This window comes from Levilactobacillus fujinensis (assembly GCF_003946335.1).
In the GTDB taxonomy this organism is placed as follows: domain Bacteria; phylum Bacillota; class Bacilli; order Lactobacillales; family Lactobacillaceae; genus Levilactobacillus; species Levilactobacillus fujinensis.
The window spans coordinates 80,222-107,008 of the sequence record NZ_RHNX01000005.1; the positions used below are offsets into that span (position 1 = coordinate 80,222).

Below are 26,787 nucleotides of genomic sequence, written 5' to 3' on the forward strand. Positions count from 1 at the left end.
ACTAATCTTTGTCACACGGCTTAGCTATATAAATTTGGAGACATCAAAGGAGGCTTGACTTTTGTCATGGCCTCCTTTTTTTAAGCTTTAGGCTGAGTCTTTGGTGGCGTTACGAAGCCACTTTTCAGTGCGGCACCGATGGCCGGAATCTGACCAAGGTCGGCGACGTGGTCATTTGGAATGACTACGACGTTGGCCGGTGATTTTGCTAAATCGCTGAAAGCTGTGATCGATTGATTTTCGAAGAAACCGGGTTGGGCACTGCCCAAACTAGAATTGACCGTGTCGATGCGGTATTTTTCGGCATCAGCTCTGGTCCGAGTTGCGGTGGCTTCAGCGGCCGCCGTTGCCATTAAGGCATCATTTTTTGCCTTCGTTGTTAGCTCGATGGATTTGGCTTCACCTTCGGCCTGAGCAATAGTAGCGATTCGTTCACGGTCAGCGGTCAGCTGTTTATCCATGGCGGATTGAATGGCCTTGGAGGGGGTCAATTCATCGATGTTGGTCCGGTCGACATTTATCCCGTACGTGTCGGTCAAATCTCCGATAGCGGTAGCAAGTTCCAAGTTGATTTTGGCTGTTGACCCCAGAGCTTCATTCAGGTCCATTCGACCAATAATGTCTCGCAGGTGGCCCCGAACTAACTGAGCCATGGATTCCACGGAATCCGTGTTTTCATATTGGTATTTAACGGAGTTGGTGACATGGTAGTTGAGCGTTAGGCTGGCTGAGACATCGGCGTTATCCTTGGTGATCACGGAGTAATTAGGCAGAGCCAACGGCGTCATGGCTAAGCTGACCGTGCGAATCTTTTGAATCAGTGGCATATAGAAATGAATCCCGGAAGTGACACTCCGTTTGTACTTTCCCAACGTTTCAACTAATCCTTCGTTATTTTGACGGACAATTCTAATTCCGAACATACCGATTCCCCCCTAGATTTTCTTGAGCGTTAAAATGTTACCATTACTCTCCGTTATGCTATAGCTGGCAGTACGGTCGGGCTTCTCAGGTGACTCGAGAAGATAGCGATAGTAAATTCCAGCAACTAACACGAGACCGGATTTGGTATCGAGCTCCTTGCCAGACAACGAACGACCAATCAACTGGCGCTGCTCCCAGTTGCCATGTGGAGCAGCCTGGGAGAGTAACTTAACGATGTAGGCGTTGATGCTTCGGCCATCGGCGTCGGCAGCGTTAGATAGGCGTTCGAATAGGCTGTCGTCCATTCGCAGTAAAAAACGCTTTTGTTTGTCTTTGGCCATAATCCTTGCCCCCTGCTGATAGCTTAATGATATCACTTTGATATCGGAACTGGTAAGAAAACGCCATCAAATAGTAGTGAAGGAAAGCCAATTACTGTAAATTTGATTACATAATCACTGCAAGGAGGCGCCTGCGATAGGGAGACTTCCAGCTGAAAGAATGCTAGGTTTTTCATACAGTCTAAGGTCGCGCAAGGGACTTGAGTTCATGGGGGACTAGCAAAGCACGCCAGTCAATGCTATTTTTACTAATCTAGTGGTAGCGGTCAGGGATGTAGCTAGCCATGATAATTACGATTATTGCAAGAATAATGTGAACAATTTAGCTTTCAATCGTTTCAATCTTTAGCTTAAGCTATTAACCAATTAAAAAGAGCTTAAACGCTGACCGTTTAAGCTCATCTACACTACTCGAAACTATTTTTGATGATATAACCATCCTTAAAGATCAAGACTGGGGCTTGATCGCCGACTCGAATCTTAAAGGTATAGCCATTACCTAACGACTTTTTCAGCGAGGCACTGGTCTTAGCGAAACCATTAGCGAATTGTGGCCATTTTGCCTTTTTCGCTTGACTGGGGTCCTGCTTCAGGGCCGCAATCGTTTTCTTGAGATCCGCGTTGGTGACAGTGACCACATAGGTTTTTGATTGATGATCGAAGCTGACGTTGCCCATGGCCTTTAGCGATGATTGTAGCTGTTGCTGAATCTTTTTTTCGGTGCTTCGGCGGTCAGTAGTTATTGTACTGGAGCCAAAAGCTTGGCCAGATTGAGAATCTAGTTTTGCCTTTTTTACGGTATGACTCGTGGTCGGCGCTGTCGATTCGTGCGACCAGTAAGGTAACTTCCATACTGAGAGTCCGGTAAGAAGTAGCGCGATGGCTAATGCCAGCCCAGGGCCGACCTTAGACTCTCGCCGTTGAATCGCAAGTGTCAGTGAAAAAATAGCAATAATAGTGATTAAGCCACAAATGATAGCAAAACCAAGAACCATATAAGTCCCTCCCCGTGGGCACATGTCATGTGTTTGTGACCAATAAAATGGTCAAATTACTTTGCATAAGTATAGCATGAATCAATTATAGAATAAATTAAAGAGACCCAATTGATAAAATGAACGAACGTTAGGTCACATTAAGGTGAAACCGCTTAAAATATCATTTTATAACCGAATATTAATTAAAAATATATCGAAAAAAGTTAAGCTTTCCGGTATAATAAGGTCATCCAGTGAGACCGGCAACTTTTGCTTTGGTGATTACGGACAGTACAGAGAAATGAGGAGATTAGTGTGACCAACGTTTACTTAGCAGGACCGTTTTTTGATGATGAACAGATTTCCCGAATTGAACGCGTAGAAAAGGCCTTAGCCGCTAATCCGCGGGTTGATGATGTCTTTAGCCCTCGGGCTGGCGAGATTCCTGGCTTAACTGTCGGCACGCCCGAATGGGCCACGCAAACCTTCCAAATGGATATCCATGAGATTGAGCAGGCCGACGTGGTAGTTGCTTTAGTTGACTTCGTAGATGATCAGGTGGATTCTGGCACGGCTTTTGAGATTGGTTACGCTTTTCACTTGAAGAAGCCAGTTGTGATTCTCCATGAAAAAGACACCATTTTGAACCTGATGATTGCTGAAGGGTTACATGCTTACTTACGAGAAGCTGAAGCCCTAGCAGCATACGATTTTAGTACACTTCCTGAGAGCCACTACCAGGGTAAAGTCATTTAGAAAAATTTCAGAAAAATGAGGGACCAGGAAGATTTCCTGGTCCCTCATTATTTTATTATAGAACTTAATGAACGTCGTCGCGGAATAGGCCAACGACTTTACCTAAGATGCTAACGTGATTCAAAATGATTGGTGCCATAGTATCGTTTTCGGGTTGGAGACGGAAATGATCGGCTTCCTTGAAGAAACGCTTGCACGTGGCCTCGTTCTCCTCGGTCATCGCAATAACGATATCGCCGTTGTCCGCAGATTGTTGCCGACGAACAATGACTTGGTCACCATTTAAGATACCAATGTTAATCATACTTTCACCGCGAATCGTCAACATGAAGAGGTCATCTTCATCGTGATCAAATTCAGGAGGAACAGGGAAGTAATCTGTGGCTTCCTGAACGGCTAAGATGGGTTCACCGGCGGTAACAGTGCCCAAAACAGGAATTTGGGTCTGCTTTTCGTGGACGCCTAATTCTTCCAATCCAGCTGGTGTGATTTCCAGTGCCCGTGGCTTAGTGGGATCCTTAGTCAGCAGCCCTTTCTTTGTCAGGCGGGCGATGTGACCGTGCACTGTAGAAGTTGAGGACAGGGCAACAGCCTCACCGATTTCTCGGACAGTTGGGGGATACCCTTTTTCATTGACCCGTTCCCAAATGAAGCGAAGAACGGCGATTTGTTTACTTTCAGAAGCTTTGCTCATATCTTTTTGCCACCTCGTTCGTCATTCGTAGTATAGTTTAGTCTTAGTGTAGCATAGGTTGTCGTTGTTTTCAAACAGATGTTCGGGTAAATGAGTTGAATTCTGAAAATAACCCTGATATTATGGACTGTGGTTTGAAAGCGGGGAGATCTCCCTAGCTACTGACACTCAGGAAGAGTGATCACGCAACACGATAAAATGTGGGTTGCTCTGCCCGTAACGTCATTAAACGCAATTAAATACTTTAAAGGAGGATCGTTCATGGCAGAAACAACAATGGACACCCTATTGGCAAGAATCAATGAACTGGCTCACAAGGCCAAAGCGGAAGGCTTAACTGATGATGAGATTGCAGAACGGGATCACTTACGGAAACAATATTTGAAGCTTTTTCGCGAGAGTTTCAAAAGTCAGGTTGAAATGATGCAGGTCTATGACAAAAACGGGAAAGAAGTTACCCCCGAAAAGGTTCGCGAAATTCAGCGGAAAAAGGGTTTGCGGGATAATTAATTACGGAAGCGCGTCTTTTTCCGGGATTCGCGCTTTTAATTTACCTTAAGTTTGTGTAGAATTGTTAAATGAATGACTTCAATGAAGGAGGGGAAATCGTCTTGGCAACTTGGATCTGGATCTTAATCGTCATCGTTGTCGGCTTAGCTTGTGCGGCCGGTGGCTTTTATGGCGCACGCAAGTACATGGAGAAATACCTGAAAGACAATCCACCGATTAACGAAGACCAATTACGTGCGATGATGTTGCAGATGGGGCAAAAACCATCCCAACGGAAATTACATCAAATGATGAACGCTATGCAACAAAACGCGTCTTCATCACGTAAGAAATAATCGTCTTAGTTTTTCAGACTCGCTTCCAGATTTCTTTGGGAGCGAGTTTTTTTAGTTGCATTTTGTTTAAATTTCGGTAAAATTAAAAAGTCTGTGTTATATTTTAATCATATTCTAATTTTAGGAGGGGTGTTCGTGAGTATCTTTCACAAATTGTCGTGGTATTTCCGACTTGAATGGCGGCGATACCTGACTGGAATTATTGGCTTGTTATTAACGGCCCTAATTGCCATTATTCCCCCGCGAATCATCGGTAACATGGTGGATGGCATTCACGGGCAATCAATGACGGCACACTTACTGCTTGTTGATCTCGGCTTGATCACGATTGCCGCGTTGGCCCAATATGGTACGCGTTACATTTGGCGGAATGCAATCTGGGGTGGGGCAGCCCGGCTGGAACAATTGTTGCGAAACCGGCTGTTTAATCATTTCATGCGTATGGACCGGGTCTTCTACCAAAAGTACCGAACGGGTGACTTGATGGCGCACGCAACCAATGACTTGGAAGCTATTCAACGGGTTGCCGGTGGGGGAATCTTGCAGTTTGCGGATGCCATCATTACCGGTGGGACTACGCTAATTGCCATGATGGCCTTGATTGACTGGCGGTTGACATTGCTAGCAATCATTCCGTTTCCATTTCTAGCCGTTATTTCGTGGTATTTAGGTCAAAAGATCCACCGGGCTTTTGGTGAATCACAGGCGGCCTTTTCACGGTTGAATAACAAGGCACAGGAAAGCATTAGTGGTATTAAAGTCATCAAGGCCCTCGGTCAGGATGACGCTGATGTGGCAGATTTCGATTCACAAGTGGATCGAACGATTAACATCAACCGGCGTGTGAACCGCTTAGACTCACTTTTTGATCCATCAATCACGTTGATCATTTCCATTTCCTATGTTGCAACCATCGTCTTAGGTGGGCTCTTTGTGATTCACAACGTTATTACGATTGGGAATTTGGTCTCGTTTATTAGCTATTTGGCAATGATGGTTTGGCCGATGTTTGCTGTGGGAATGCTCTTTAACACCATGGAACGTGGGAACGCCAGTTATGATCGGGTTATGGAACTCTTGGAACAAAAGACGCACATCATCGATCAGACAAATGGTATTACCAAACGGCCACAGGGAACCTTGGACTATCACGTTTCTCAGTTCGACTATCCAGACAATGGCGGTGCCAGTCTTAAACGAATCGACTTCACGTTGCCAGCGGGACATACGCTGGGAATTGTTGGGCGGGTTGGCGCTGGGAAATCAACGATTATGAAATTAATTTTACGCGAGTTCGACAACTATGACGGCGATATCATCTTTGGTGGTCACAACATTAAAGAATATGCACTAGATAGCTACTTGCCGGCCATTGGTTATGTGCCACAAGAGAGTTTCTTGTTCTCAACGGATATTTTTGAAAATATTCGTTTTGCGCGTCCCGAAGCGACCAAGAAAGAGGTTGAAGCAGCTGCAGCTAAGAGTGATCTTGCTGGGCAAATCGACAACTTACCCGCGGGTTACGACACGCAAGTCGGTGAAGAAGGAATTTCGCTGTCTGGAGGCCAACGCCAACGTTTGGCGATTGCCAGAGCCCTGTTGATCAATCCAGAACTCTTGATTTTGGACGATGCGTTGTCCGCGGTTGACGCCGAAACGGAAGCTGAGATTTTAGCGAATTTGAAGGCGGAACGGGAGAATAAGACGACCATCATTTCTGCCCACCGATTGAGTTCCGTTATGAATGCCGATGAAATCATCGTGTTGGATGATGGTCAGGTGGTCGAACGCGGGACGCATGATGAACTGATGGCTGCCCACGGGTGGTATCAGCGTATGTTTAACCAGCAACAACTGGAAACACAAGTGAAGGGAGGTGTTCAATAATGGCCGATAAGCCTTACGAATCAGCGTGGGCCCACAGCATGACCACCAAGGAGCAAGTCACGGTGATTGGACGACTGTTTAAGTTCGCCGCGCCTTACAAGTGGTTCTTTATCGTGTCAGTTATTCTGTCGGCCACAATTAGTGCAGTCAACGTCTTCTTGCCGTGGCTGCTCCAAATGTATATGGACCGCTACCTACGGACCAGCAACGCAACAATCGCCATTATGTGGATGTTTGCCGGCCTATATTTCTTAGGGATGCTGACACGAGCTATTATGCAGTTCTGGCAGAACTACACGAGTACCATGGGTGCCGAGTATATGCTTGAAAATGTCCGCCGTAAATTGTTTAGTCAGCTTCATAAAAAAGGCATGCGTTACTTCGACCAAACGCCGGGGGGGTCAATTCTCTCACGACTGATGAATGATACGATGACGTTCTCCAACTTCTGGGCGTTATTGAATACATTAATGTTGGCAATCTTTGCGGTTATTTCATCATTTATTGCGATGGCTGTGACTGATATGACGGTGGCATTATGGACGCTGGTTTTGGTGCCATTTCTTACCATAACCATCTGGTATTACCAGCATTACAGCTCCAAAGTTTATCGACGGATGCGGGAACGCTTGAGTGAATTGAACACGAAACTTGCCGAAGCCATCACGGGCATCAGCGTAATTCAGGAATTTCGGCAAGAGAAACGCACTGCAACTAACTTTGAAAAGACCAATGAGGCCTATTACGATACACGTAAGGCCATGATTCGGACGAACTCTTTACTGTTAAGCCCAATCATTAACCTGTTTTACGCGTTAGGAACGGTTATTGTCTTGAGTATCTTTGGAATTCGTGGGTTACACGAGGTCGTTGCAGCCGGGGTTATTTACGCGTTCATTACTTACCTCAATAATTTTTACAGTCCTATGAGTAACATGATGGACAGTCTGAGTGATTTTCAAAACGGGATGGTTGCCGGGTCGCGAGTGTTAAAGGTCGTTGATGACCAGACATTGGCACCCGCGCAACATCCGGTAGCAGATGCAGAGATCACGCAAGGAAAAGTTGAATTTCGTCACGTGACGTTTGCTTACGACCAGGAGCATCCGGTGTTAAAGGACGTGTCGTTTGTTGCTGAACCCGGTCAAACGGTGGCCTTAGTCGGTCAAACGGGATCCGGGAAGACATCGACTATTAACGTACTGATGCGGTTCTATGAATTTCAATCCGGCGAGGTCTTGATTGATGATCGAGATATTCGGGAATATCCAGCCGAAGAACTGCGGGCGAAGATGGGCTTAGTTCTACAAGAACCCCAGCTCTTTTACGGAGATATCCAGACCAACATTCGGATGTTCAACCCAACCATTTCGGATGATCAGGTTCAACAGGCAGCACATTTTGTTCAGGCCGATGAGTTCATTGAGAGGTTGCCTAAGGGCTATGCCACGCCTGTTTTGGAACGGGGTACAGAATACTCCGCGGGCCAACGGCAATTAATTACGTTTGCCCGGACCGTGGTTACCGATCCAAAGATTCTGATTTTGGATGAGGCAACGGCTAATGTTGATACCGAGACCGAAACGATGATTCAAAATGGGTTGAATCGGATTCAAGAGAACCGGACGACCATTGCCATTGCGCACCGACTGTCCACGATTCAAAACGCCGATTTGATTCTAGTCTTGAATCAAGGAAAAATCGTTGAACGCGGGACGAACGATGAACTGATGGCCCAACATGGCTATTACTATGACATGATTCAATTGCAGAATGCCGCCCACGAAGAGTAAGCCTTGAGCTAGTCTGAGAGTGAACGCGCTCCGGCTGCCAAAGAATTCTGCTGTAGGGAGATACTTTGGTGGCTGATCAGTGCAAAAGAGTTTAGGATGTTTAATGTTATGCTAACATCGTGGTTACAGTAAATATAACCGACAGTTATCAACTTTGAACCTGCGATCAAAACCAAAAAGGCCGCATCGGTTACTCCCTAACGCGGGAATAATCGGTGCGGCCCTTTGCATACAGTAGTTGCAAGTTCTAAAATATCCGTTACGCCTGTTGTCACAACGTTACTGGGACTAAAATATCCAGCGTTGCTTCACCTGGTAGCCGTAGCGTGGCAATTACCACTAGTTAAGTGGTGGTAATTCTTACTACCGCAAGTGTAATGGGAACCGGTTAGCTTTGAGCCTTCAGATAAAATGTCTAAAGGCAGCAATTAATCCTTTTTACTGGTAACATCGATATAGTGGAAATTGGGATTGATTTCCTTGTCGAGTTTATCAAAGGAGTCCTGCATTAATTTCTCAATTTGTGCTTGACCCTCTTCATTGAGTTTTAGCTTGCGGTCGATGGTAATGGGCACCCCAAAGGCGACCGTGACCGGTTTGTGTGAAAATAGGCGTTTGAACGTCAGTGGACCTTGATAAACGGCGGGAACTAGTGGGACACCGGCCATTTTTGCAATGACCGCGGCCCCACCTTTGAGCTCTGCGGAGTGCCGTGATCCGGACGGAAACATGATCAGTGACAGGTCGCCTTGCCGCAAGAGTCGGACGGGCGTCTTAATGGCGGACGGTCCTGGATGATCCCGATTTACCGAAAAACCATTGACATGGTAGAGCAGCCATCGGAAAATGGGGTTCTGGAATAATTCTTCCTTTGCCATGAAGCTAAATTTTCTGGGACTTGCAGCTAACGCAAAGTAGACAGGGTCAAACCACGTACGGTGAGGGCCAACTAAGACGTAAGGTCCGTCCGGCAGGTCTTCACGATGTAAGTAAGTGGCACGACCGTTGATCAGAAATAAAATGGCCCGAATCAAGCCACGTAAAAATGAATAAAACATGTGTCGCACTCCTCTCGCAACGTTGCTATTTAATCCAGTATGCAAAAAAAGTGGCCGGGTTGCAAGTTATCTGAAAAATATTTGAAAAGGAAGTGGTGATTGTGACGACATTAAGGCCCGGTGAAAGAATTGACCAGCTTTACAGTCAAGATATCCAAATTATTCAAAGCCCAGAGGTGTTCGCGTTTTCACTGGATGCCGTATTACTCGCTAATTTTGCGAAATTACCACTGCGCGCCAACAGTCAAACAGTTGACCTGTGTGCTGGTAACGGGGCAGTTGGCCTGTTCATGAGTCATCAGACTAAAGGGAAAATTGCGGAGGTTGAACTCCAACCACGACTAGCTGACATGGCACGGCGAAGCGTTACACTGAATGGTTTGGCAGACCAACTTACCGTTTATGAAGGGGATTTGGCAACGGTTAATCAGTGGATTCCTAAGGATTCCGTGGATGTGGTCACCTGTAATCCGCCATACTTTGCTGATTTACCGCAGAGTCAGAAGAACCCGAACCCTTATTTAGCAATCGCCCGTCACGAAATCACGACGGATCTCGCAACCATCGTGGCAACGACCAGTGGCCTGCTCAAAATGAACGGGAAGGCCTATTTTGTCCACCGGCCGGACCGTTTATTGCAGCTACTGGAGCTGATGACAGCGAACCGGTTGGCACCTAAACGCGTCCGGTTAGTGCACCCGAAGCCTGGGAAGGAAGCCAATATGGTTTTAGTCGAAGCCATTAAGGATGGAAAGCCCGGGGGCCTGCGTTTCCCAGCACCGTTAGTTGTTTACGATGAAGGTGGGAAGTATTCAGCCGAAGTGGGGGCGCTGCTCTATGGCGAACACTAAAGCTTACTATTTCTACGTCTTACTCTGTGTGGATCAGTCGTTATACGGCGGTTTTACAACCGATGTGGCTAAACGATTTGCGACCCATCTTGCCGGTAAGGGCGCGAAGTATACCAAGGTACATCACCCACTGAAGGTCTTGTACAGCGAGTCATTTACCAGCAAGCACGATGCCTTGCATGCCGAATGGGCCTTTAAACACCAAAGTCGAGCAAAGAAACTTGCTTTCTTAGCTGAACGAGGTATCTCCATAAGTGGGTAAGCGTTTGACTAAGCAAACACTGATGTCTATGGTAGACTGAAATTGTATAGCCGGGTAAGATAGTTCAGCACCCTAAGGAGGAGCTTATTGTGAAAATTATTGCCTATGGAATTCGAGACGATGAACAGCCTTACTTAGAACAGTGGTCACAGCAGCAAGGCATCGCGGTTAAGGTCGTTAAAGAACTCTTAGATGAACAGACCGTTGACCTAGCAAAGGGATATGATGGCGCTGTCGTTTATCAGCAGAAGCCTTACACGGCAACCGTTCTCGATCGCTTAGCTGAGAATGGGGTCACCAACCTCTCTCTGCGTAACGTGGGGGTCGATAACGTGGACGCAGATGCCATCAAACGTAACGGCTTCAAGGTCACCAACGTGCCGGCCTATTCACCAGAGGCCATTGCCGAATTGACCGTCACGCAACTGATGCGGTTACTGCGGCGGACACCAACGTTTGATCGAAAGCAAGCTAACGGGGACCTAACCTGGGCACCGGATATTGCCGATGAACTGAACAAAATGACGGTGGGGGTCGTTGCTACCGGTCGGATTGGCCGCGCGGCGATGAAGATTTACCAAGGCTTCGGTGCAAAAGTGATTGCGTATGATGTTTTTCACAATCCAGAACTGGAAAAGCAGGGCATCTACGTGGATACGTTAGACGAATTGTACGCTCAAGCCGATGTGATCTCCTTACACGCGCCGGCAACTAAGGACAATAACAAAATGCTTAATGACGCGGCCTTTGCGAAGATGAAGGATCGCGTGTGGATCTTGAACCCGGCCCGGGGCGCTTTGATCGATACGGATGCGTTGATTCGGGCACTGGACAGTGGCAAGGTTGCCGGTGCCGCACTGGACGTGTACGAGGACGAAGTTGGAATCTTCAATACGGATTTTGGCAGTTTCGATGCCATTCCAGACGAACGACTGAAGAATCTAATGAAACGGGAAAACGTGTTGGTTACGCCGCACATCGCCTTTTACACGAAGACAGCTGTTAAGAACATGGTTCAGTATGCTTTGAACAATAATAAGCAACTGATTGAAACTGGTCAGGCAGAAAATGAAGTTACATTTTAACTAAAAAAGAGCAGTGGTGGTTTCCAAATAGGAGACGTCACTGCCCTTTTGATGAGGAAATGTTGCGGGTGGTCGTTCCAAAATTTTTGGTCGGTGGTGAACAAAGTACAGTGACATCTTGCTGATCTTCTGGAGATGGGTGTATATGCAAGCCGGGATGAATGAGGACGGGATGTAAAGACAGAAGGCCTGCCTGAGGTTTATGCTGATCACAATGGAATGTCTAAACTGAAGTATGATATCCAACAAGCCTGGGACATAACTCAAAAAGTTGCTCCTTTCAGAGTCATTAGATTCTGAAAGGAGCAACTTTTATTTACGCCACTATGGTGCCAAAACGTGGGACATAAGGCAGTTTGTTGTGCTTAACCGGATAGCAAAAATTATACCAGAAACGGGCATGATTTTTGCTATTCGGTTAATACTCGCAAACTTATGGCCCATTCTCGCGCTTAGATGCTGGTTAGGCTTCGGCGATGGCGGTCAAAGCAAGGAGCAAGTCCTGTAACTCAAAGGAATCGCCTACGGTCTGATCTGGAATCCAGTCACCATCGGGTGTTTCTTGGTTACGGTGGTTGAACCAAAATGCTTGCCAGCCAGCCTTCTTTGCGGCACGAACGTCCATGCTGTAGCAGTCACCAATGTAGACAACTTCACTAGCACGGAGGTTTAGCCGACGATTCATGAGTGTGAAGATTTGTGGATCAGGTTTAGCCAATCCGGTTTCTTCAGAGGTCATGATGGCATCGCGGTCAACCCACCGGTGCATCTCTAATTGCATCACTTTTGCCAATTGGTGTTGCGTTTTACCATTGGTAATGATGCCTAATTTGTAATGTTCCTTAAGCTGATCCAAAGCATTGGCTAGTCCAGGAAAGAGTTTGATTTTCTGTAGGCCAGTACAGTAAGCTTTTTGGAAAGCTAAGGCTATCTCGGTTGTCACCGAGGGTAAGTTTTGACTCCGTAAAGCGGCGTTTAGCCGTTTGACAGCCATTTCTTCGTGAGACCAAATACCGGCAGCAACTTGTTCATAAGCTGCGGCGCTTTGTTGCCGGTAAGTTTGAAAGGCCAAACTGAGGTCCGCGGCTTCAGGCAACTTGAGTAAGGGTGCTAATGCTGCCGTGAAGGGGGCCTTTTGGTCATAGAGCGTGTCATCGACATCGAAGACGACCGCTTTTATCATGCTGGTTCCTCCTCATTTGTGACCTAAGCAGTTTACCATACTCTACTGGGAAAGCCAATTTTATCGAAAAATTTAGGGATTTAGCTTGTGTTTAGCTGGTCAGTTTTGTATAATAACTTTCGGTGCGTATGCGCCAATTCACACCTCGCGTGATGACCGGAGGGGTGCTCGCTTGCGAGTTCTCTAGTCAATTGAGCGTGGGGGAGGAAATCAAAAACTATTTGGAGGCATTTTATCATGGCTGTTATTTCAATGAAACAACTGCTCGAAGCCGGTGTCCATTTTGGTCACCAAACCCGTCGTTGGAACCCAAAGATGAAGCAATACATCTTTACGGAACGTAACGGTATCTACATCATCGACTTACAAAAGACGGTGAAGTTGATCGACGTTGCTTACAACTACATGAAGGACGAAGCTGCTAAGGGCGCCGTTGTTCTGTTTGTTGGGACTAAGAAGCAAGCACAAGACTCTATCGAAGAAGAAGCTACCCGTGCGGGTCAATACTACGTTAACCATCGTTGGTTAGGTGGGACCTTGACTAACTGGGAAACCATCCAAACGCGGATCAAGCGTCTGAAGTCATTGAAGAAGATGGCGACTGACGGTACGTTTGATGTTCTTCCTAAGAAGGAAGTTTCTTTACTGAAGAAGTCTCAAGACAAGTTGGAACGTTTCTTAGGCGGTATCGAAGATATGCCTAAGTTGCCTGACGTTATGTTCATCGTTGACCCTCGCAAGGAACAAATCGCTGTTCACGAAGCACAAAAGTTGAACATTCCGATCGTTGCTATGGTTGATACGAACACTGACCCAGACGAAATTGACGTGGTTATCCCATCTAACGATGATGCTATCCGTGCCGTTCGTCTGATCACTTCTAAGATGGCTGATGCCATTGTTGAAGGCCGTCAGGGTGAAGACCAAGTTGACGAAAAGACTTTCGAAGGTCAAAAGTCTGCTGCCGCTAAGGGCGACAAGAAGACCGCTGACAACTCGATGGAAGACATCGTTAACGCCGTTGAAGGCGACAACAAGTAATTAAATGCAAGGTGTCGTTCGCGGCACTTTCCAAATACTAGATTTAAAGCACCTTAGGCTGGCTTAATGTTTAGGACCGTTCATGGCCTGAGATTGAGTCAGTCTTTTTTGGGGAATTAGATGAATTATAAAAGGAGGCCATTACACATGGCAAGCAAAATCACTGCGGCACAAGTAAAAGAATTACGGGACAAGACCCAAGTTGGGATGATGGATGCTAAAAAGGCCCTTGTTGCTTCTGAAGGCGATATGGACAAGGCCATCGATTTCTTGCGTGAAAAAGGGATCGCCAAGGCAAAGAAGAAGAGCGGCAACGTTGCTGCTAACGGTTTAGCTCGGGTGAAGGTTAGTGGAAACACCGCTGCCATCATTGAAGTTAACTCCGAAACTGACTTCGTTGCAACTAACGACACGTTTAACGCCTTGGTTGATAAGGTAGCTGACACGATTGCTGCACAACAACCAGCTGACTTAGATGCTGCCTTAGCTCTGAAAGCTGACGACGGCGAAACGTTGAATGAAGCCATCGTCAAGACGACTCAAGTTACGAGTGAAAACGTTCAATTACGTCGTTTTGCTGTTGTTAAGAAGACAGACGGTCAAGTCTTTGGTGCTTACTTACACCAAGGCGGCCAAATCGCTGCTGTCGTTGTCTTAGACGGTGCCGATGAAGAGACTGCTAAGGACGTTGCGATGCACGTTGCTGCGATCAACCCAGAATTCGTCTCACGCGATGATATTCCTGCTGACCGTTTAGCACACGAACGTGAAGTTCTGAAGCAAGAAGCCTTGAATGAAGGCAAGCCTGAAAAGATCGTCGAAAAGATGGTTGAAGGGCGGTTACACAAGTTCTTGTCCGAAATCAGTTTAGCTGACCAACCATTCGTTAAGGATGGCGACCAAACTGTCAGCCAATTCGTTGCTAGCAAGGGTGGCAAGTTAGTTACCTTTGTCCGTTACGAAGTTGGTGAAGGAATCGAAAAGCCAACTGTTGACCTGGCCAAAGAAGTCCAAGACCAAATCAACGGTTAAGCAAACCGTAAAAAAGCGTAGATTCCGCTAAGGGGCCTACGCTTTTTTGTTGGCATTTGACGGGATGCCGTGTTGCGTCATCAGATACGTTGACCGGTTTAGGACAAACGGGTGCTTTTCTCAGATTATCGGCCAGCAAACGTGAGCTGGAAATGGGATGATCACACCTTGAAGTCTCAAAGGTTTCGAATCTACAAGCTTGGTTTTCAATCATGCTAGGGATATAGCCGATTTATCGGCTGACGTAGTTGGTTGGAGGCAACATGGGGTTATGCCCGGGAAACGCCGTTGGGCTATGATTAAACGCTAGCAACCACTTGGGATTCAGTGATTGAAATTGGCATGCACAATCAAAGCCGGAGGTGGTCAGGGATGTCCCCGGCTGCGAGCTGGAAGCCCATTCTTTGTTCCCACAGCAAGTGGAAGCGCTGATCACTGAAGTGCGGCCATTGCCACTAATTTAGAGGTGCCGATTCTTGCTGTCACAAGAGCGGTGTGAACATTTTAGCTTTCAACAGTCAGTTCCTAGTAATTAGAGTACAACCGGTTAAGTGGTTGATGACCAGTGAGTAACAAATAAAAATCTTTTTGGTGACAAACCAGGGATTTCGTACCCCCTGACTATCACTAACGGGTGTAAGTATGATAGAATTATTGTCAGAATACAATAGGAGGAAACACAATGGCGGACGTAAAGTATAAGCGGATTATGCTCAAACTCAGTGGCGAGGCTTTGGCTGGTGACAAGGGATTTGGGATTAATCCGCCAGTAATTAAAACCGTAGCGGAAGAGGTCAAGGATGTCTATAATTTAGGAATCCAAATCGCTATTGTGGTTGGTGGCGGTAACATGTGGCGAGGCGAAGCTGGCGCACAAATGGGCATGGAACGCGCACAAGCCGACTACATTGGCATGTTGGCAACCATCATGAACGCATTGGCATTGCAAGATAACTTAGAGTCAATTGGCGTGCCAACGCGTGTTCAAACTTCTATTGAGATGCGGCAGATTGCTGAGCCGTACATTCGACGGAAAGCAATTCGGCACTTGGAAAAGGAACGAGTCGTTATCTTTGCTGGGGGAACGGGTAGTCCTTACTTCTCCACGGACACGACCGCTGCTTTACGAGCAGCTGAAATCAATGCTGATGCTATCTTAATGGCGAAAAATGGAGTCGATGGGATTTATTCTGCCGATCCAAACAAGGATCCCAATGCCGTTAAGTTTGATAAGCTGACGCAACTGGACATTATCAACAAGGGCTTACACGTCATGGATACGACGGCTAGCTCACTTTCAATGGACAACGATATCCCGTTTGTTGTCTTCAATTTGAACGAGCCTGGTAACATTCGGCGAGTCGTTGAAGGCGAAAACATCGGGACCACAGTTAGGGGAAAATAGATATGGCTGATCAGATAGTTACAACTGCAGAATCAAAGATGAAAAAGGCGGAAGAAGCCCTCAAACGTGAATTGGGAACGATTCGTGCTGGCCGGGCTAACGCTAGTATTTTAAACCGGGTCATGGTGAACTACTATGGGACCCAAACGCCGCTGAACCAAGTGGCTTCGATCACGATTCCAGAACCCCGGATTTTAATGGTTACCCCGTACGATAAGTCTGCACTCGAAGATATCGAAAAGGGCATCATGGAATCTGATGTTGGGATTACGCCAGCCAATGATGGGACGGCCATTCGTCTGGTCATTCCACAGTTGACTGAAGAACGGCGGAAAGAAATTGCGAAGCGCGTGAAGGCCACTGCCGAAGAAGGCAAAGTTGCTGTGCGGAACGTTCGTCGTGATGCAATGGATAACATCAAAAAGGGTCACAAAGACGGCGATTACACCGATGATGATTTGCACAACTTAGAGGATCAAGTCCAAAAAGTTACGGACAAGGCTATCAAGAGTGTTGACGCGATTGCGGCTGACAAAGAAAAAGAAGTCTTAACTGACTAAATCTGATTAGAGTAAGGAGCGTTTTAAGATGGCAGAAGATAACCAAGATCAACAAAACGTAGAAATCACCCCAGGGACGAAAGAATTTGGGAAGATGGTTTTCCGTTTGAATAACGAAGTTAACGCTGAAAATATTTCAATCTTGAACTATAACGGTGCAGAACTGGAACAGATTCAAGACGGTGTGTATGCCCAACCCGCCTTTGTCAGTGATGACTTTAACTTATTCTTCGTGGTGACCCAATTGATTGGGGACGATTGGATTGTTGCGTTCTCTAAAGCAACGATTGAAAACGGCAATGAAATTACCGACTTATCCGACCCATTACCAACTGGGGAAGGCCTGAATCTCTTGGGCCAAGTTAGCGCCGATGACGCCAATAAGTTGTTAAGCTACTTCGGGACGTTAGCGGATGCTAAACGTGGTGAATGGCGGTTAATCGAGTAATCAGCCGGTCAAAAGCTAAAGATTTCGCTCAATTTGGGGGCCGGGATAGTTTCCCGGTCCTTTTTTTGTTATGATGAGAGGTTGTAAAGACCAATGGAGGTGCGCTGTGTTTTCATTCTTAAATAAAAATCAATCGACGGGCGAGGTAGAAGAGCTTCAACTTGATGAAGCCAACATTCCCGCTCACGTCGCTATTATCATGGATGGTAATGGTCGGTGGGCGCAACAACGTCATTTGCCACGAATTGCCGGTCACAAGCAAGGAATGGATACCGTGAAGACGGTGGCCACTGCAGCTAGCCATTTAGGGGTGAAGGTGTTGACCCTGTACGCCTTTTCGACCGAAAACTGGAAACGTCCCACGGCTGAAGTCAATTACTTAATGAAGCTGCCCGTTGACTTCTTTGGGGCGTTTGTGCCAGATTTGATCAAAAATAATATTCGGGTCAAGGTCATGGGCTACACGGATAAACTACCGGCTGCGACTCAGAAGGCCGTTCGTGATGCGATTGCGGATACCCAACATTGTACGGGAATGGTCCTGAACTTTGCGTTAAACTATGGTGGTCGTGCTGAAATCGTCACGGCGGTCCAAAACCTGGCTGAGGAGGTCAAGGCGGGGCGGTTAGATCCGTCAGCGATTGACGAAGCAAGTATCGACCAGCAATTAATGACGGCGGATTTAGATGAATTACGTGATCCGGACCTTTTGATTCGGACGAGTGGTGAGGAACGACTGTCAAACTTTATGCTGTGGCAGGTCGCTTATAGCGAATTCGTATTCACCCAGCAACACTGGCCCGATTTTGACCAGACGGCGTTAGAACAAGCGATTTATGAATATCAACAGCGCCACCGACGGTTCGGTGGGTTGACGCCCGATAAGGGGTAATTTAAAGAAACTAAGGAGCTTGGAAGATGAAACAACGGGTTATCACGGCGGTTGTCGCCTTAATTATATTTATTCCTATTATCGTTGCGGGTCATATTTGGATCGATATCGCTGGGTTTGCGTTAGGGTTAGTGGCCTTATCGGAAATCTTGATCATGCGGAAAAAGTTGTTAGTGAGTGCAGAAGCCATTATTTCTGGGATTGGGATTCTGGCAGTAATTGCGCCACAGAGTTGGTGGGCAGACTTGCCGAAATTTCTGAGTCCCTGGTACATCGTGTACCTTTTCGTCCTGTTACTCTTGCTGCGGACGGTAGTCTCACGCAATCGTTTTTCCTTTGATGATGCCGGGGTGATCACCCTGAGCATGCTGTATATTGGAATCGGGTTTCACTTCTTTATTGCAGCCAGAGCAGTTAGCCTAGTTGCCTTACTGTACGCGCTATTTATCGTTTGGACCACTGATTCTGGAGCCTACATGATTGGTCGGAGATTTGGCCGAAACAAGCTGGCACCTCACATCAGTCCCAATAAGACCTGGGAAGGATCCATCGGTGGTTCTATTGTCGGCACTATCGTCGGGAGTGTCTTTTGGTACTTTTTCCCAATTGGTCATCTGAGCTTAGGCATCATGATTTTGCTGACCCTGATCTTCTCCATAGTTGGGCAATTTGGTGATTTAGTTGAGTCTGCACTTAAACGGTATTACGGCGTGAAGGACTCCGGTAAGATCTTACCAGGTCATGGTGGTATTTTAGACCGGTTTGACAGCTTACTGTTGGTACTGCCAGTCATCCACTTGTTCGGTTTGATTTAGTCCTCGCTGTTCGCTTGCGCCTTCTAGGGTGCTTAGGGTATGCTAGGTGGCAGAGAAAAAGTTGGGGAGTTACTACGAATTGAAGAAGGGACGACATCTGTGATTACGACGATTATTACCTTTATCATTGTTTTTGGAATTCTGGTCATCGTGCATGAGTTCGGTCACTTTTATTTCGCCAAACGTGGCGGTATTTTAGTGCGTGAATTTTCCATTGGGATGGGGCCCAAGCTCGTCTATCACCGCGGTAAGGACGGGACAACGTATACGTTACGTCTGCTCCCGGTCGGTGGGTACGTACGGATGGCGGGTGCCGAAGATGACGAAGAAGAGTTAAAACCTGGGACTCCCGTGAGTTTGTACGTTGGGACCGAGGGCAAAGTTGAACGAATCAATACAAGCAAGAAATCAACGTTATTCAATGGTATTCCGCTAGAAGTTACCGGAACCGACCTGGAAGATAAATTGTGGATCGAAGGGTATGAAAACGGGGATGAAGCCGAAGTTAAACGTTACTCGGTGGCCCACAATGCCACGATTATTGAGAGCGATGGGACCGAGTTACAGATTGCGCCAAAGGATGTCCAGTTCCAAGCAGCCTCTTTAGGTCGCCGATTGATGACCAACTTTGCTGGGCCAATGAACAACATTCTGTTGGCGATTGTGACCTTTATGCTGATGTCGTTTGTTCAGGGTGGCGTCGCTATGGGGACCAATCAGGTACAAGTGGCAAGTTCACCCGTTTCCGTTGCCAAAAAGGCTGGTGTGCAGTCTAACGACAAGATTATGGCGGTCAACGGCAAGAAGACTACGAGTTGGACAGATCTGAGTACGGCGATTCAGCCATTGGCCAATAAGAAGACGATCCTGACCGTTAAACGTGGTGATAAGACTCGTAAGATTACGTTGACGCCAGCTGGTGAAAAATCCAACGGTAAGACGGTTGGTATGATTGGGATCACGCAGGCCCAAAACAAGCATATTGGTGCCATTTTAGCGTCTGGATTTACGCAGACCTGGACTATGACCAAGGCCTTGTTTGGGGCATTGTGGCATATGGTTTCCGGTCACTTCAGTCTCAATGACTTGGGGGGGCCCGTAGCCATCTTTGCAACAACCTCTCAAGCCACACAGTACGGGGTTGTCGGGGTCTTGAACTTCCTGGCCTTCCTGTCGATTAACTTAGCAATTGTCAATTTACTACCAATTCCAGCATTGGATGGTGGTAAAATATTATTAAACTTTATTGAAGCCATTCGGCGTAAGCCCCTTTCAGAAAACGTGGAAGCGGCAATTACGCTGGTCGGGGTAGGGTTCTTGGTTCTACTCATGTTGTTAGTGACATGGAACGATATTGAACGTTACTTTATACATTAACAAATTCGGTCGTTACGAGAAGGGAATATTTAACTATGAAACAATCGAAACTACTCATTCCAACTTTGAAAGAAGTTCCAAATGGGGCAGAAGCGCTTAGCCATCAAATGATGTTGCGGGCGGGGTACATTCGTCAGGTTACCGCAGGCGTTTACGCTTACCTACCATTGGCTTACCGAGTGGTTGAAAACATCGAAAAGATCATCCGCGAAGAGATGGACAAAATCGATGCCGTAGAAACGTTGATGCCAGCCATTCTACCAGCAACACTCTGGCAGGAATCGGGACGTTATGAGACGTATGGTCCGAACTTGTTTAAGTTTAAGAACCGGCACGATAGTGATTTTATTTTAGGCCCAACACACGAAGAGACGTATACCATGTTGATTCGGGATGCCATTAAGTCCTACAAGCGGTTACCACTGATCATGTACCAAATTCAACCAAAGTATCGGGATGAAGACCGTCCCCGCTATGGGTTACTGCGTGGCCGGGAATTCATTATGAAGGATGCTTATTCCTTCTCTATTAACGATGAGGACCTTGACCGGATCTATAGCCAAATGGAACAGGCCTATGAAAATATTTTTGATCGCGTTGGCTTAAATTATCGCGCCATTGTCGGTGACGGCGGTGCCATGGGCGGTAAAGATTCGAAGGAGTTCTCTGCCATTGCTCCAGTTGGGGAAGACACAATTGTTTACTCGGATTCTTCTGATTACGCGGCTAACTTGGAAATGGCTAAGAGTCTGTTTATCAGTAAGAAGTCCCATGCCCAACTAGAGGAGTTGCAGAAGATTGCGACGCCAGGGGCAAAGACCATTGATGAAGTTGCTGAGTTTTTGGACGTTAAGCCATCTGCGTTGGTCAAGAGCATGCTGTACGTGGCCGACAAGGAACAGCCTGTGATGGTTCTGATTCGTGGTGATCACGAAGTCAACGAGACCAAACTGAAAAATTACTTGGGCGCAGACTTCTTAGATCCCGCAACGCCAGAGGATGCCCAAAAGTACTTGAACGCTAACTTTGGTTCACTTGGACCAGTTGGTGTCGGTGAAGACGTGAAAATTCTGGCTGACCAGTACGTCGGTGACATGGTCAACGTTGCTGTGGGTGCCGATGAAGATGGGTTCCACTACGTTAACGCTAATGCCGGTCGTGATTTCCGGGTTGATGCGTACACTGACCTTCGTGACGTGCAACCAGGTGATCTGTCGCCCGATGGTTCCGGTGTTCTAAAGTTCACTAAGGGGATTGAAATTGGTCATATCTTCAAGCTAGGGACCCGTTATTCAGATGCCATGAATGCGACAGTCCTTGACGAAGGTGGCCGTCAAAAGCCAGTCATCATGGGATGCTACGGTATCGGTGTCAGTCGGTTACTGTCGGCCATCGCCGAACAACAGGCCGATGAAAACGGGCTGGTTTGGCCACGGAACATTGCACCATTTGACATTCACTTGGTCCCGGTTAATCTGAAGAAGGAGGATCAAGCGGACCTGACGGCTGAACTAGAAGAACAGTTAACGGCTAAGGGTTACCGTGTGTTGACCGATGACCGAAAAGAGCGGCCAGGGGTTAAATTTGCTGATTCCGATCTCATGGGGATTCCTGTGCGAATCACGATTGGTAAAAAGGCCGGCGAAGGCATCGTTGAAATTAAGATTCGGAAGACTGGTGAAACGGTCGAAGTCATTAAGGACGAAGTTGCTAGTACCGTTGAGATTCTATTCAAGGATATTGACTAGTACACTTGAAAAGGCCAGCAAAAATGCTGGCTTTTTTCATTCTAAATGAAGGTTGAAGCGTTTGTGTTCGTGAGGACTAGTGCTGTTAAATTAACCGTCTTCCAGTTATCAGAAATTATGCCTGATGAGGACACTTGAAACCGAGAGTCAGTCTGCTAATTTGAGTTGAAGTCGTGAAGAATATGCGACCTCCAAGATTACCGTGACAAGCTAACTGAAGGATTGCCAGCTAACATTGGCATGCCAGTCTTGACGGCGGTAGGATGAAAAGCATACTAAGTCGCCTAGTCTGCCTGCTAATCGGGTTGCTATAATGAGCAGGTAGTAACGTTTGATTTTTAGATTTTAACGGGTACCATTATATGTCGGTAAGGATATAAGATGATTTGTAAGCAAGACAGTTGAAAGGAGTTCGCTCGTGGACGAAGATCGCCATGCTTTATTTGAAAAGCTCTTACAACAATTGGATTTAACCAGTGCGGCCGAGCAACCATACTTTCAAACGGCTACGATTGACCATTTAACGGTTCATGAACAATCGCGCCGATGGCATTTTTATTTGAACGTGCCTAGCATTTTACCGTTTACGGCCTTTGTGGCGTTTCAAAATCACCTGCAGATCGCCTTTCGGGAGATTGCGACGGTTGAAAATACCTTTTTGATCACTGAACCGGATCTCACGAACCGCGCTTTAGGGGACTATTGGCAGTGGGTCGTGAAAAATAGTGGATTGACCAGCAATTTGATTCAAGAGTTGTGTCAGTCCCAGGTTCCAGAGTTAGATTCGGACGGCCGGGTGCTGCTGTATGCGCAGAACGAGGTCGTCAAGGACTTCTTGAGCAACCAAGCATTAGGACCAATTGAGGAGACTTATCGCAACGCTGGTTTTCCTAAATTCAACATTCATGTCATGATTGATGAATCAAAGTCTCAGGCTAAGATTGACGAGTTCAAGGCGCGTCAGGAAAAGACGGATGCCCAACTTGCTCAGCAAGCTGCGGCAGCCATCGAAAAGGCTAACCAAAAGCGTCAGAGTCAGGGTGATGCGCCAGCTGCTGAGGGGCCAACTCAGATTGGGAAGACCATTAAAGGTGATCAACCGATTATGCGAATGGCCGATATCGTTCAAGAAGAACGTTCGGTCGTCGTTGAAGGCTATGTTTTTGATAAAGAAGTTCGAAAGTTGCGTTCGGGTCGGCAATTGTTGACCATTAAGATCACGGACTATACGTCATCAATCGTGGTCAAAAAATTCTCTCGAGGTGCCGAGGATGAGGCACAATTTGCGGGAGTCACTGAGGGGAGTTGGGTCAAGGTCCGTGGAAGTGTCCAAGAGGATAGCTTCATGCGTGATCTGGCACTGAACGCCTATGATATCAATGAAGTTAAGCATGCCAGTCGTCAAGATACGGCACCGGCTGATGAGAAGCGAGTAGAACTTCACTTGCATACGACCATGAGTCAGATGGACGCGACTAATCCCATCGAAGACTATGTGAAGCAAGCCAAAAAATGGGGGATGCCCGCACTGGCGATTACGGATCATGCCGACGTGCAAGGATTCCCCGCCGCCTTTAATTCAAGTGCTAAGGCTGGTATTAAGATGCTCTACGGTGTCGAGGCTAATTTGGTGGATGATGGGGTGCCCATTGGTTATAACAGCGCACACGTCCCGCTAGATGGTGCTACGTACGTTGTTTTTGACGTGGAAACTACCGGGCTGTCTGCCATCTATGATAAGGTTATCGAACTCTCGGCCGTTAAAATGCAGCATAAGAATGTTATCGATCAGTTTGAAGAGTTCATCGATCCTGGATTTCCGTTGTCTGAGCAGACCACGAATCTGACCAGTATCACCGATGACATGGTTGCCGGGTCGAAGTCGGAAGAAGAGGTTTTTAAGCTCTTCCGAGATTTCTGTGGCGACGCAATCGTCGTTGGGCATAACGTTACGTTTGACGTGGGGTTCATGAACACCGGTTATCAACGACACGGAATGTCTGAAATTAGTAATCCGATCATTGATACCTTAACGTTGGCGCGGTTCCTGTACCCGACCTTAAAGAGCTATCGGTTGAATACGTTGGCCAAACGGTTCCACGTGAGTTTGGAGCACCATCACCGGGCCGTTTATGATGCCGAATCGACTGGTCATCTGAACTATTTGTTCTTGAAGGATGCCGAAGACCGTTATGATATTCAGTATCATGACCAGTTGAACGACCACATGACCGATAATGATGCCTATAAACATGCGCGGCCGAATCATGCCATTTTAATTGCCAAGACGCAAGCGGGCTTGAAGAACATGTTCAAACTAGTCTCAGCATCTAACGTGGATTATTATTATCGGGTGCCACGGGTACCTCGGAGCGTGCTAGACCACTACCGTGAGGGAATCATCGTGGGTTCCGCTTGTTCTTCAGGTGAAGTCTTCACGGCGATGATGCAAAAGGGGCAAGTGGAAGCTGCTGCCAAGGCCAAATACTATGATTACCTCGAAGTTCAACCGAAGGCGGCCTATCAACCACTGATTGACTCTGGGTTGATCGCCGATGAGGCTAACCTAGAAGAAATCGTTGGGAACATGGTCAAACTGGGGCATGACTTGAACAAGCCGGTCGTGGCCACGGGAGATGTGCACTACCTGAACCCTGAGGACTACATTTATCGTAAGATCTTGATTCACTCACAAGGTGGGGCTAACCCGCTGAACCGGCAGGAATTACCAGATGTCCATTTCTTGACGACCAACGAAATGCTGGCGGACTTCTCTTATTTAGGCGAAGATGTCGCTAAAGAGATTGTTGTGACTAATACACAGAAGATTGCGAACGATGTCGACGAGGTTCATCCGTTGAAGGACAAACTGTATACGCCACGGATGGAAGGTGCCGAGGATGAAATTCGGCAACGGACCATGGATACGGCGCATGCCTGGTACGGAGATCCGCTACCAGAATTAGTCCAACACCGAGTAGACCGGGAATTGAAATCGATTATTGGGAACGGGTTCTCCGTGATTTACTTGATTGCACAACGGTTAGTAGCCAAGTCCAATAAGGATGGCTACTTAGTTGGGTCACGGGGGTCCGTCGGGTCCAGTGTTGTGGCGACGTTTACAGGAATTACCGAAGTTAACCCCTTGCCGCCGCACTACCGTTGCCCTAACTGTCAGTACTCGCATTTTTATACCAAAGGGGAATACAGTTCGGGATACGATTTACCCGAGAAGAATTGTCCCAAGTGTGGGACACTGATGATCGGTGACGGGCATAACATTCCGTTCGAGACTTTCTTAGGGTTTAAGGGAAACAAGGTCCCCGATATTGATTTGAACTTCTCCGGGGATTACCAACCGATTGCACATAACTATACTAAGGTCTTGTTCGGTGAAAAGAACGTTTACCGGGCCGGGACGATTGGAACGGTTGCCGATAAGACTGCTTATGGTTACGTAAAGGCCTATGAGCGGGACACGGAGCAAACTTTCCGTGGCGCCGAAATCGACCGTTTAGCTAAGGGGGCGACCGGGGTCAAACGGACGACCGGCCAACATCCCGCGGGGATCATCGTTGTACCGGATTACATGGAGATCTACGATTTCACGCCGATTCAGTATCCAGCCGACGATCAAACCGCTGCTTGGCAAACGACCCACTTTGATTTCCATTCGATCCATGATAATATTTTAAAAATTGATATTTTGGGACATGATGACCCAACCATGATTCGGACCCTGCAAGATTTGTCTGGGGTCGATCCACAGACGATTCCGATGGATGATCCAGGCGTTATGGCACTGTTCTCCGGGACGGATTCGTTGGGGGTCACACCGGAACAGATTCAGTCGAAGACCGGGACACTAGGCGTGCCGGAATTCGGGACACGATTTGTTCGGGGGATGCTTGAGGAAACCCATCCCAAGAACTACTCACAGTTGCTTCAGATTTCTGGCCTGTCTCATGGGACCGATGTGTGGTTAGGGAATGCCGAAGAATTAATCAAGGCGGGAACCGCGACCATCGCCAACGTGATTGGGTGTCGGGATAACATTATGACCGACTTGATCAACTTTGGTCTAGATTCCGAAACGTCTTTCCAAGTCATGGAACACGTGCGGAAAGGTCGGGGAATTCCTGATGAGTGGCAAGATAAAATGAAGCAAACGGACTGTCCGGACTGGTATATTGATTCTTGCCTGAAAATCAAGTACATGTTCCCCCGGGCCCATGCGGCTGCGTACGTCTTGATGGCGTTGCGGGTGGCTTATTTCAAGGTCTACTTCCCAATTATTTATTATGCCGCTTACTTCTCCGTACGGGCAGACGACTTCGACGTTGTGGCTATGTCACAAGGTAAAACGGCTGTGAAAGCTGCGATGAAGGCGATTAATGACCAGGGAATGGACGCGTCGACTAAGGACAAAAACCTGCTGACAGTTTTGGAACTGGCCAATGAAATGCTCGAACGGGGCTTCAATTTCAAGATGATTGATTTGAATCGCTCCGATGCGGCTGATTGGATCATTGACGGTGACACGTTGATTGCACCATTCCAATCCGCACCTGGATTGGGATTGAACGTTGCTAAACAAATCGTGGCTGCTCGAAACGATCGTCCATTTATCTCGAAAGAGGACCTGGCTAAGCGAGGCAAGGTCTCTAAGACGATTATTGACTTCATGACGGAAAACGGTGTGCTAACTGGTTTACCAGATGAAAACCAGTTGAGTTTATTTGACGATATGATGTGATTGGCGGTCTAACTGAGACCGGGTGCCATTAATGTTTGTCGACACGGTTAGCTGCAA

At 47.1% G+C, this 26,787-nt stretch carries 24 protein-coding genes; 18 read left to right on the top strand and 6 right to left on the bottom strand.

Annotation, left to right across the window (positions count from 1 at the left end; all coding sequences use genetic code 11):
* Positions 1-80: 80 nt before the first annotated feature.
* The 3 genes from EKM89_RS03180 to EKM89_RS03190 all read right to left on the bottom strand — a co-directional run bounded on the left by EKM89_RS03180 (position 81) and on the right by EKM89_RS03190 (position 2,260).
* Entirely contained in the window at positions 81-923 is an 843-nt protein-coding gene (locus EKM89_RS03180; protein ID WP_125685711.1) for an SPFH domain-containing protein, read from the bottom strand.
* 12 nt (positions 924-935) lie between these two features.
* Positions 936-1,265: a toxin-antitoxin system HicB family antitoxin gene (locus EKM89_RS03185; protein WP_125685712.1), complete on the bottom strand. Its 330-nt coding sequence runs from the start codon at positions 1,263-1,265 to the stop codon at positions 936-938.
* Positions 1,266-1,672: 407 nt separating this feature from the next.
* Positions 1,673-2,260, bottom strand: a complete 588-nt coding sequence (locus EKM89_RS03190) for a hypothetical protein (RefSeq protein ID WP_125685713.1) — start codon at positions 2,258-2,260, stop codon at positions 1,673-1,675.
* A gap of 297 nt (positions 2,261-2,557) precedes the next feature.
* Here EKM89_RS03190 and EKM89_RS03195 point away from each other — a divergent pair, with 297 nt between their 5' ends.
* The gene (locus tag EKM89_RS03195) at positions 2,558-2,998 is read left to right on the top strand and encodes a nucleoside 2-deoxyribosyltransferase (protein ID WP_125685714.1); all 441 of its coding nucleotides are present in this window, start codon (positions 2,558-2,560) and stop codon (positions 2,996-2,998) included.
* Positions 2,999-3,062: 64 nt separating this feature from the next.
* Here the strand turns inward: EKM89_RS03195 and lexA are convergent, their stop codons facing one another.
* Complete coding sequence (lexA, locus tag EKM89_RS03200) at positions 3,063-3,692, bottom strand: transcriptional repressor LexA (protein WP_125685715.1); 630 nt, start codon at positions 3,690-3,692, stop codon at positions 3,063-3,065.
* 261 nt (positions 3,693-3,953) lie between these two features.
* On the opposite strand from lexA, the gene EKM89_RS03205 reads away from it, so the two are divergent.
* The 4 genes from EKM89_RS03205 (at position 3,954) to EKM89_RS03220 (ending at position 8,217) form a co-directional block, all read left to right on the top strand.
* Entirely contained in the window at positions 3,954-4,202 is a 249-nt protein-coding gene (locus tag EKM89_RS03205) for a DUF896 domain-containing protein (RefSeq protein WP_125685716.1), read from the top strand.
* A gap of 101 nt (positions 4,203-4,303) precedes the next feature.
* Positions 4,304-4,537, top strand: a complete 234-nt coding sequence (locus EKM89_RS03210) for a YneF family protein (protein WP_125685717.1) — start codon at positions 4,304-4,306, stop codon at positions 4,535-4,537.
* Between the two features lie 135 nt (positions 4,538-4,672).
* A complete protein-coding gene (locus EKM89_RS03215) occupies positions 4,673-6,424 on the top strand; it encodes an ABC transporter ATP-binding protein (protein ID WP_125685718.1) in 1,752 nt (583 codons plus the stop codon).
* Complete coding sequence (locus EKM89_RS03220) at positions 6,424-8,217, top strand: ABC transporter ATP-binding protein (protein ID WP_125685719.1); 1,794 nt, start codon at positions 6,424-6,426, stop codon at positions 8,215-8,217. The genes EKM89_RS03215 and EKM89_RS03220 overlap by 1 nt, the downstream gene beginning before the upstream one ends.
* A 428-nt stretch (positions 8,218-8,645) precedes the next feature.
* Here EKM89_RS03220 and EKM89_RS03225 read toward each other — a convergent pair whose 3' ends face one another.
* Positions 8,646-9,275, bottom strand: a complete 630-nt coding sequence (locus EKM89_RS03225) for a lysophospholipid acyltransferase family protein (protein WP_125685720.1) — start codon at positions 9,273-9,275, stop codon at positions 8,646-8,648.
* 95 nt (positions 9,276-9,370) lie between these two features.
* Between EKM89_RS03225 and EKM89_RS03230 the strand changes: the two genes are divergently transcribed.
* The 3 genes from EKM89_RS03230 to EKM89_RS03240 all read left to right on the top strand — a co-directional run bounded on the left by EKM89_RS03230 (position 9,371) and on the right by EKM89_RS03240 (position 11,473).
* A complete protein-coding gene (locus tag EKM89_RS03230; RefSeq protein ID WP_382333400.1) occupies positions 9,371-10,126 on the top strand; it encodes a tRNA1(Val) (adenine(37)-N6)-methyltransferase in 756 nt (251 codons plus the stop codon).
* On the top strand, positions 10,113-10,388 hold the full coding sequence (locus EKM89_RS03235; protein WP_125685722.1) for a GIY-YIG nuclease family protein: 276 nt from the start codon (positions 10,113-10,115) through the stop codon (positions 10,386-10,388). Before EKM89_RS03230 ends, EKM89_RS03235 begins: the two co-directional genes overlap by 14 nt.
* A gap of 89 nt (positions 10,389-10,477) precedes the next feature.
* Positions 10,478-11,473: a D-2-hydroxyacid dehydrogenase gene (locus tag EKM89_RS03240; RefSeq protein ID WP_125685723.1), complete on the top strand. Its 996-nt coding sequence runs from the start codon at positions 10,478-10,480 to the stop codon at positions 11,471-11,473.
* Between the two features lie 463 nt (positions 11,474-11,936).
* Here the strand turns inward: EKM89_RS03240 and EKM89_RS03245 are convergent, their stop codons facing one another.
* Positions 11,937-12,656 carry an HAD family hydrolase gene (locus tag EKM89_RS03245; RefSeq protein WP_125685724.1) on the bottom strand — a complete coding sequence of 240 codons (720 nt, stop codon included), beginning with the start codon at positions 12,654-12,656 and terminating at the stop codon, positions 11,937-11,939.
* A gap of 237 nt (positions 12,657-12,893) precedes the next feature.
* On the opposite strand from EKM89_RS03245, the gene rpsB reads away from it, so the two are divergent.
* The 10 genes from rpsB to EKM89_RS03295 all read left to right on the top strand — a co-directional run bounded on the left by rpsB (position 12,894) and on the right by EKM89_RS03295 (position 26,730).
* Positions 12,894-13,697 (top strand): 30S ribosomal protein S2, encoded by an 804-nt coding sequence (gene rpsB / locus EKM89_RS03250; RefSeq protein WP_125685725.1) that lies wholly within the window; start codon positions 12,894-12,896, stop codon positions 13,695-13,697.
* Positions 13,698-13,844: 147 nt separating this feature from the next.
* Positions 13,845-14,729: a translation elongation factor Ts gene (tsf, locus tag EKM89_RS03255; RefSeq protein ID WP_125685726.1), complete on the top strand. Its 885-nt coding sequence runs from the start codon at positions 13,845-13,847 to the stop codon at positions 14,727-14,729.
* 682 nt (positions 14,730-15,411) lie between these two features.
* Entirely contained in the window at positions 15,412-16,134 is a 723-nt protein-coding gene (gene pyrH / locus EKM89_RS03260; RefSeq protein WP_048735911.1) for a UMP kinase, read from the top strand.
* 2 nt (positions 16,135-16,136) lie between these two features.
* Positions 16,137-16,694, top strand: coding sequence for a ribosome recycling factor (gene frr / locus EKM89_RS03265; protein ID WP_125685727.1), 558 nt, complete (start codon positions 16,137-16,139; stop codon positions 16,692-16,694).
* Positions 16,695-16,722: 28 nt separating this feature from the next.
* Entirely contained in the window at positions 16,723-17,142 is a 420-nt protein-coding gene (locus EKM89_RS03270) for a hypothetical protein (RefSeq protein ID WP_125685728.1), read from the top strand.
* Between the two features lie 106 nt (positions 17,143-17,248).
* Positions 17,249-18,034, top strand: coding sequence for an isoprenyl transferase (locus EKM89_RS03275; protein WP_225421801.1), 786 nt, complete (start codon positions 17,249-17,251; stop codon positions 18,032-18,034).
* A gap of 26 nt (positions 18,035-18,060) precedes the next feature.
* Positions 18,061-18,849, top strand: a complete 789-nt coding sequence (locus EKM89_RS03280; RefSeq protein ID WP_125685730.1) for a phosphatidate cytidylyltransferase — start codon at positions 18,061-18,063, stop codon at positions 18,847-18,849.
* 99 nt (positions 18,850-18,948) lie between these two features.
* Positions 18,949-20,226: an RIP metalloprotease RseP gene (gene rseP, locus EKM89_RS03285; RefSeq protein WP_125685757.1), complete on the top strand. Its 1,278-nt coding sequence runs from the start codon at positions 18,949-18,951 to the stop codon at positions 20,224-20,226.
* A gap of 35 nt (positions 20,227-20,261) precedes the next feature.
* The gene (locus tag EKM89_RS03290; protein WP_125685731.1) at positions 20,262-21,974 is read left to right on the top strand and encodes a proline--tRNA ligase; all 1,713 of its coding nucleotides are present in this window, start codon (positions 20,262-20,264) and stop codon (positions 21,972-21,974) included.
* Positions 21,975-22,392: 418 nt separating this feature from the next.
* Positions 22,393-26,730, top strand: a complete 4,338-nt coding sequence (locus EKM89_RS03295) for a PolC-type DNA polymerase III (protein ID WP_125685732.1) — start codon at positions 22,393-22,395, stop codon at positions 26,728-26,730.
* Positions 26,731-26,787 lie beyond the last annotated feature (57 nt).

What these genes read in the sequence shown, in the direction of transcription:
- EKM89_RS03180 (WP_125685711.1), bottom strand. Translation starts at nt 923, where the DNA reads ATGTTCGGAATTAGAATTGTCCGTCAAAATAACGAAGGATTAGTTGAA.
- EKM89_RS03185 (WP_125685712.1), bottom strand. Translation starts at nt 1,265, where the DNA reads ATGGCCAAAGACAAACAAAAGCGTTTTTTACTGCGAATGGACGACAGC.
- EKM89_RS03190 (WP_125685713.1), bottom strand. Translation starts at nt 2,260, where the DNA reads ATGGTTCTTGGTTTTGCTATCATTTGTGGCTTAATCACTATTATTGCT.
- lexA (WP_125685715.1), bottom strand. Translation starts at nt 3,692, where the DNA reads ATGAGCAAAGCTTCTGAAAGTAAACAAATCGCCGTTCTTCGCTTCATT.
- EKM89_RS03205 (WP_125685716.1), top strand. Translation starts at nt 3,954, where the DNA reads ATGGCAGAAACAACAATGGACACCCTATTGGCAAGAATCAATGAACTG.
- EKM89_RS03220 (WP_125685719.1), top strand. Translation starts at nt 6,424, where the DNA reads ATGGCCGATAAGCCTTACGAATCAGCGTGGGCCCACAGCATGACCACC.
- EKM89_RS03225 (WP_125685720.1), bottom strand. Translation starts at nt 9,275, where the DNA reads ATGTTTTATTCATTTTTACGTGGCTTGATTCGGGCCATTTTATTTCTG.
- EKM89_RS03235 (WP_125685722.1), top strand. Translation starts at nt 10,113, where the DNA reads ATGGCGAACACTAAAGCTTACTATTTCTACGTCTTACTCTGTGTGGAT.
- EKM89_RS03245 (WP_125685724.1), bottom strand. Translation starts at nt 12,656, where the DNA reads ATGATAAAAGCGGTCGTCTTCGATGTCGATGACACGCTCTATGACCAA.
- rpsB (WP_125685725.1), top strand. Translation starts at nt 12,894, where the DNA reads ATGGCTGTTATTTCAATGAAACAACTGCTCGAAGCCGGTGTCCATTTT.
- tsf (WP_125685726.1), top strand. Translation starts at nt 13,845, where the DNA reads ATGGCAAGCAAAATCACTGCGGCACAAGTAAAAGAATTACGGGACAAG.
- pyrH (WP_048735911.1), top strand. Translation starts at nt 15,412, where the DNA reads ATGGCGGACGTAAAGTATAAGCGGATTATGCTCAAACTCAGTGGCGAG.
- frr (WP_125685727.1), top strand. Translation starts at nt 16,137, where the DNA reads ATGGCTGATCAGATAGTTACAACTGCAGAATCAAAGATGAAAAAGGCG.
- EKM89_RS03270 (WP_125685728.1), top strand. Translation starts at nt 16,723, where the DNA reads ATGGCAGAAGATAACCAAGATCAACAAAACGTAGAAATCACCCCAGGG.
- EKM89_RS03280 (WP_125685730.1), top strand. Translation starts at nt 18,061, where the DNA reads ATGAAACAACGGGTTATCACGGCGGTTGTCGCCTTAATTATATTTATT.
- EKM89_RS03290 (WP_125685731.1), top strand. Translation starts at nt 20,262, where the DNA reads ATGAAACAATCGAAACTACTCATTCCAACTTTGAAAGAAGTTCCAAAT.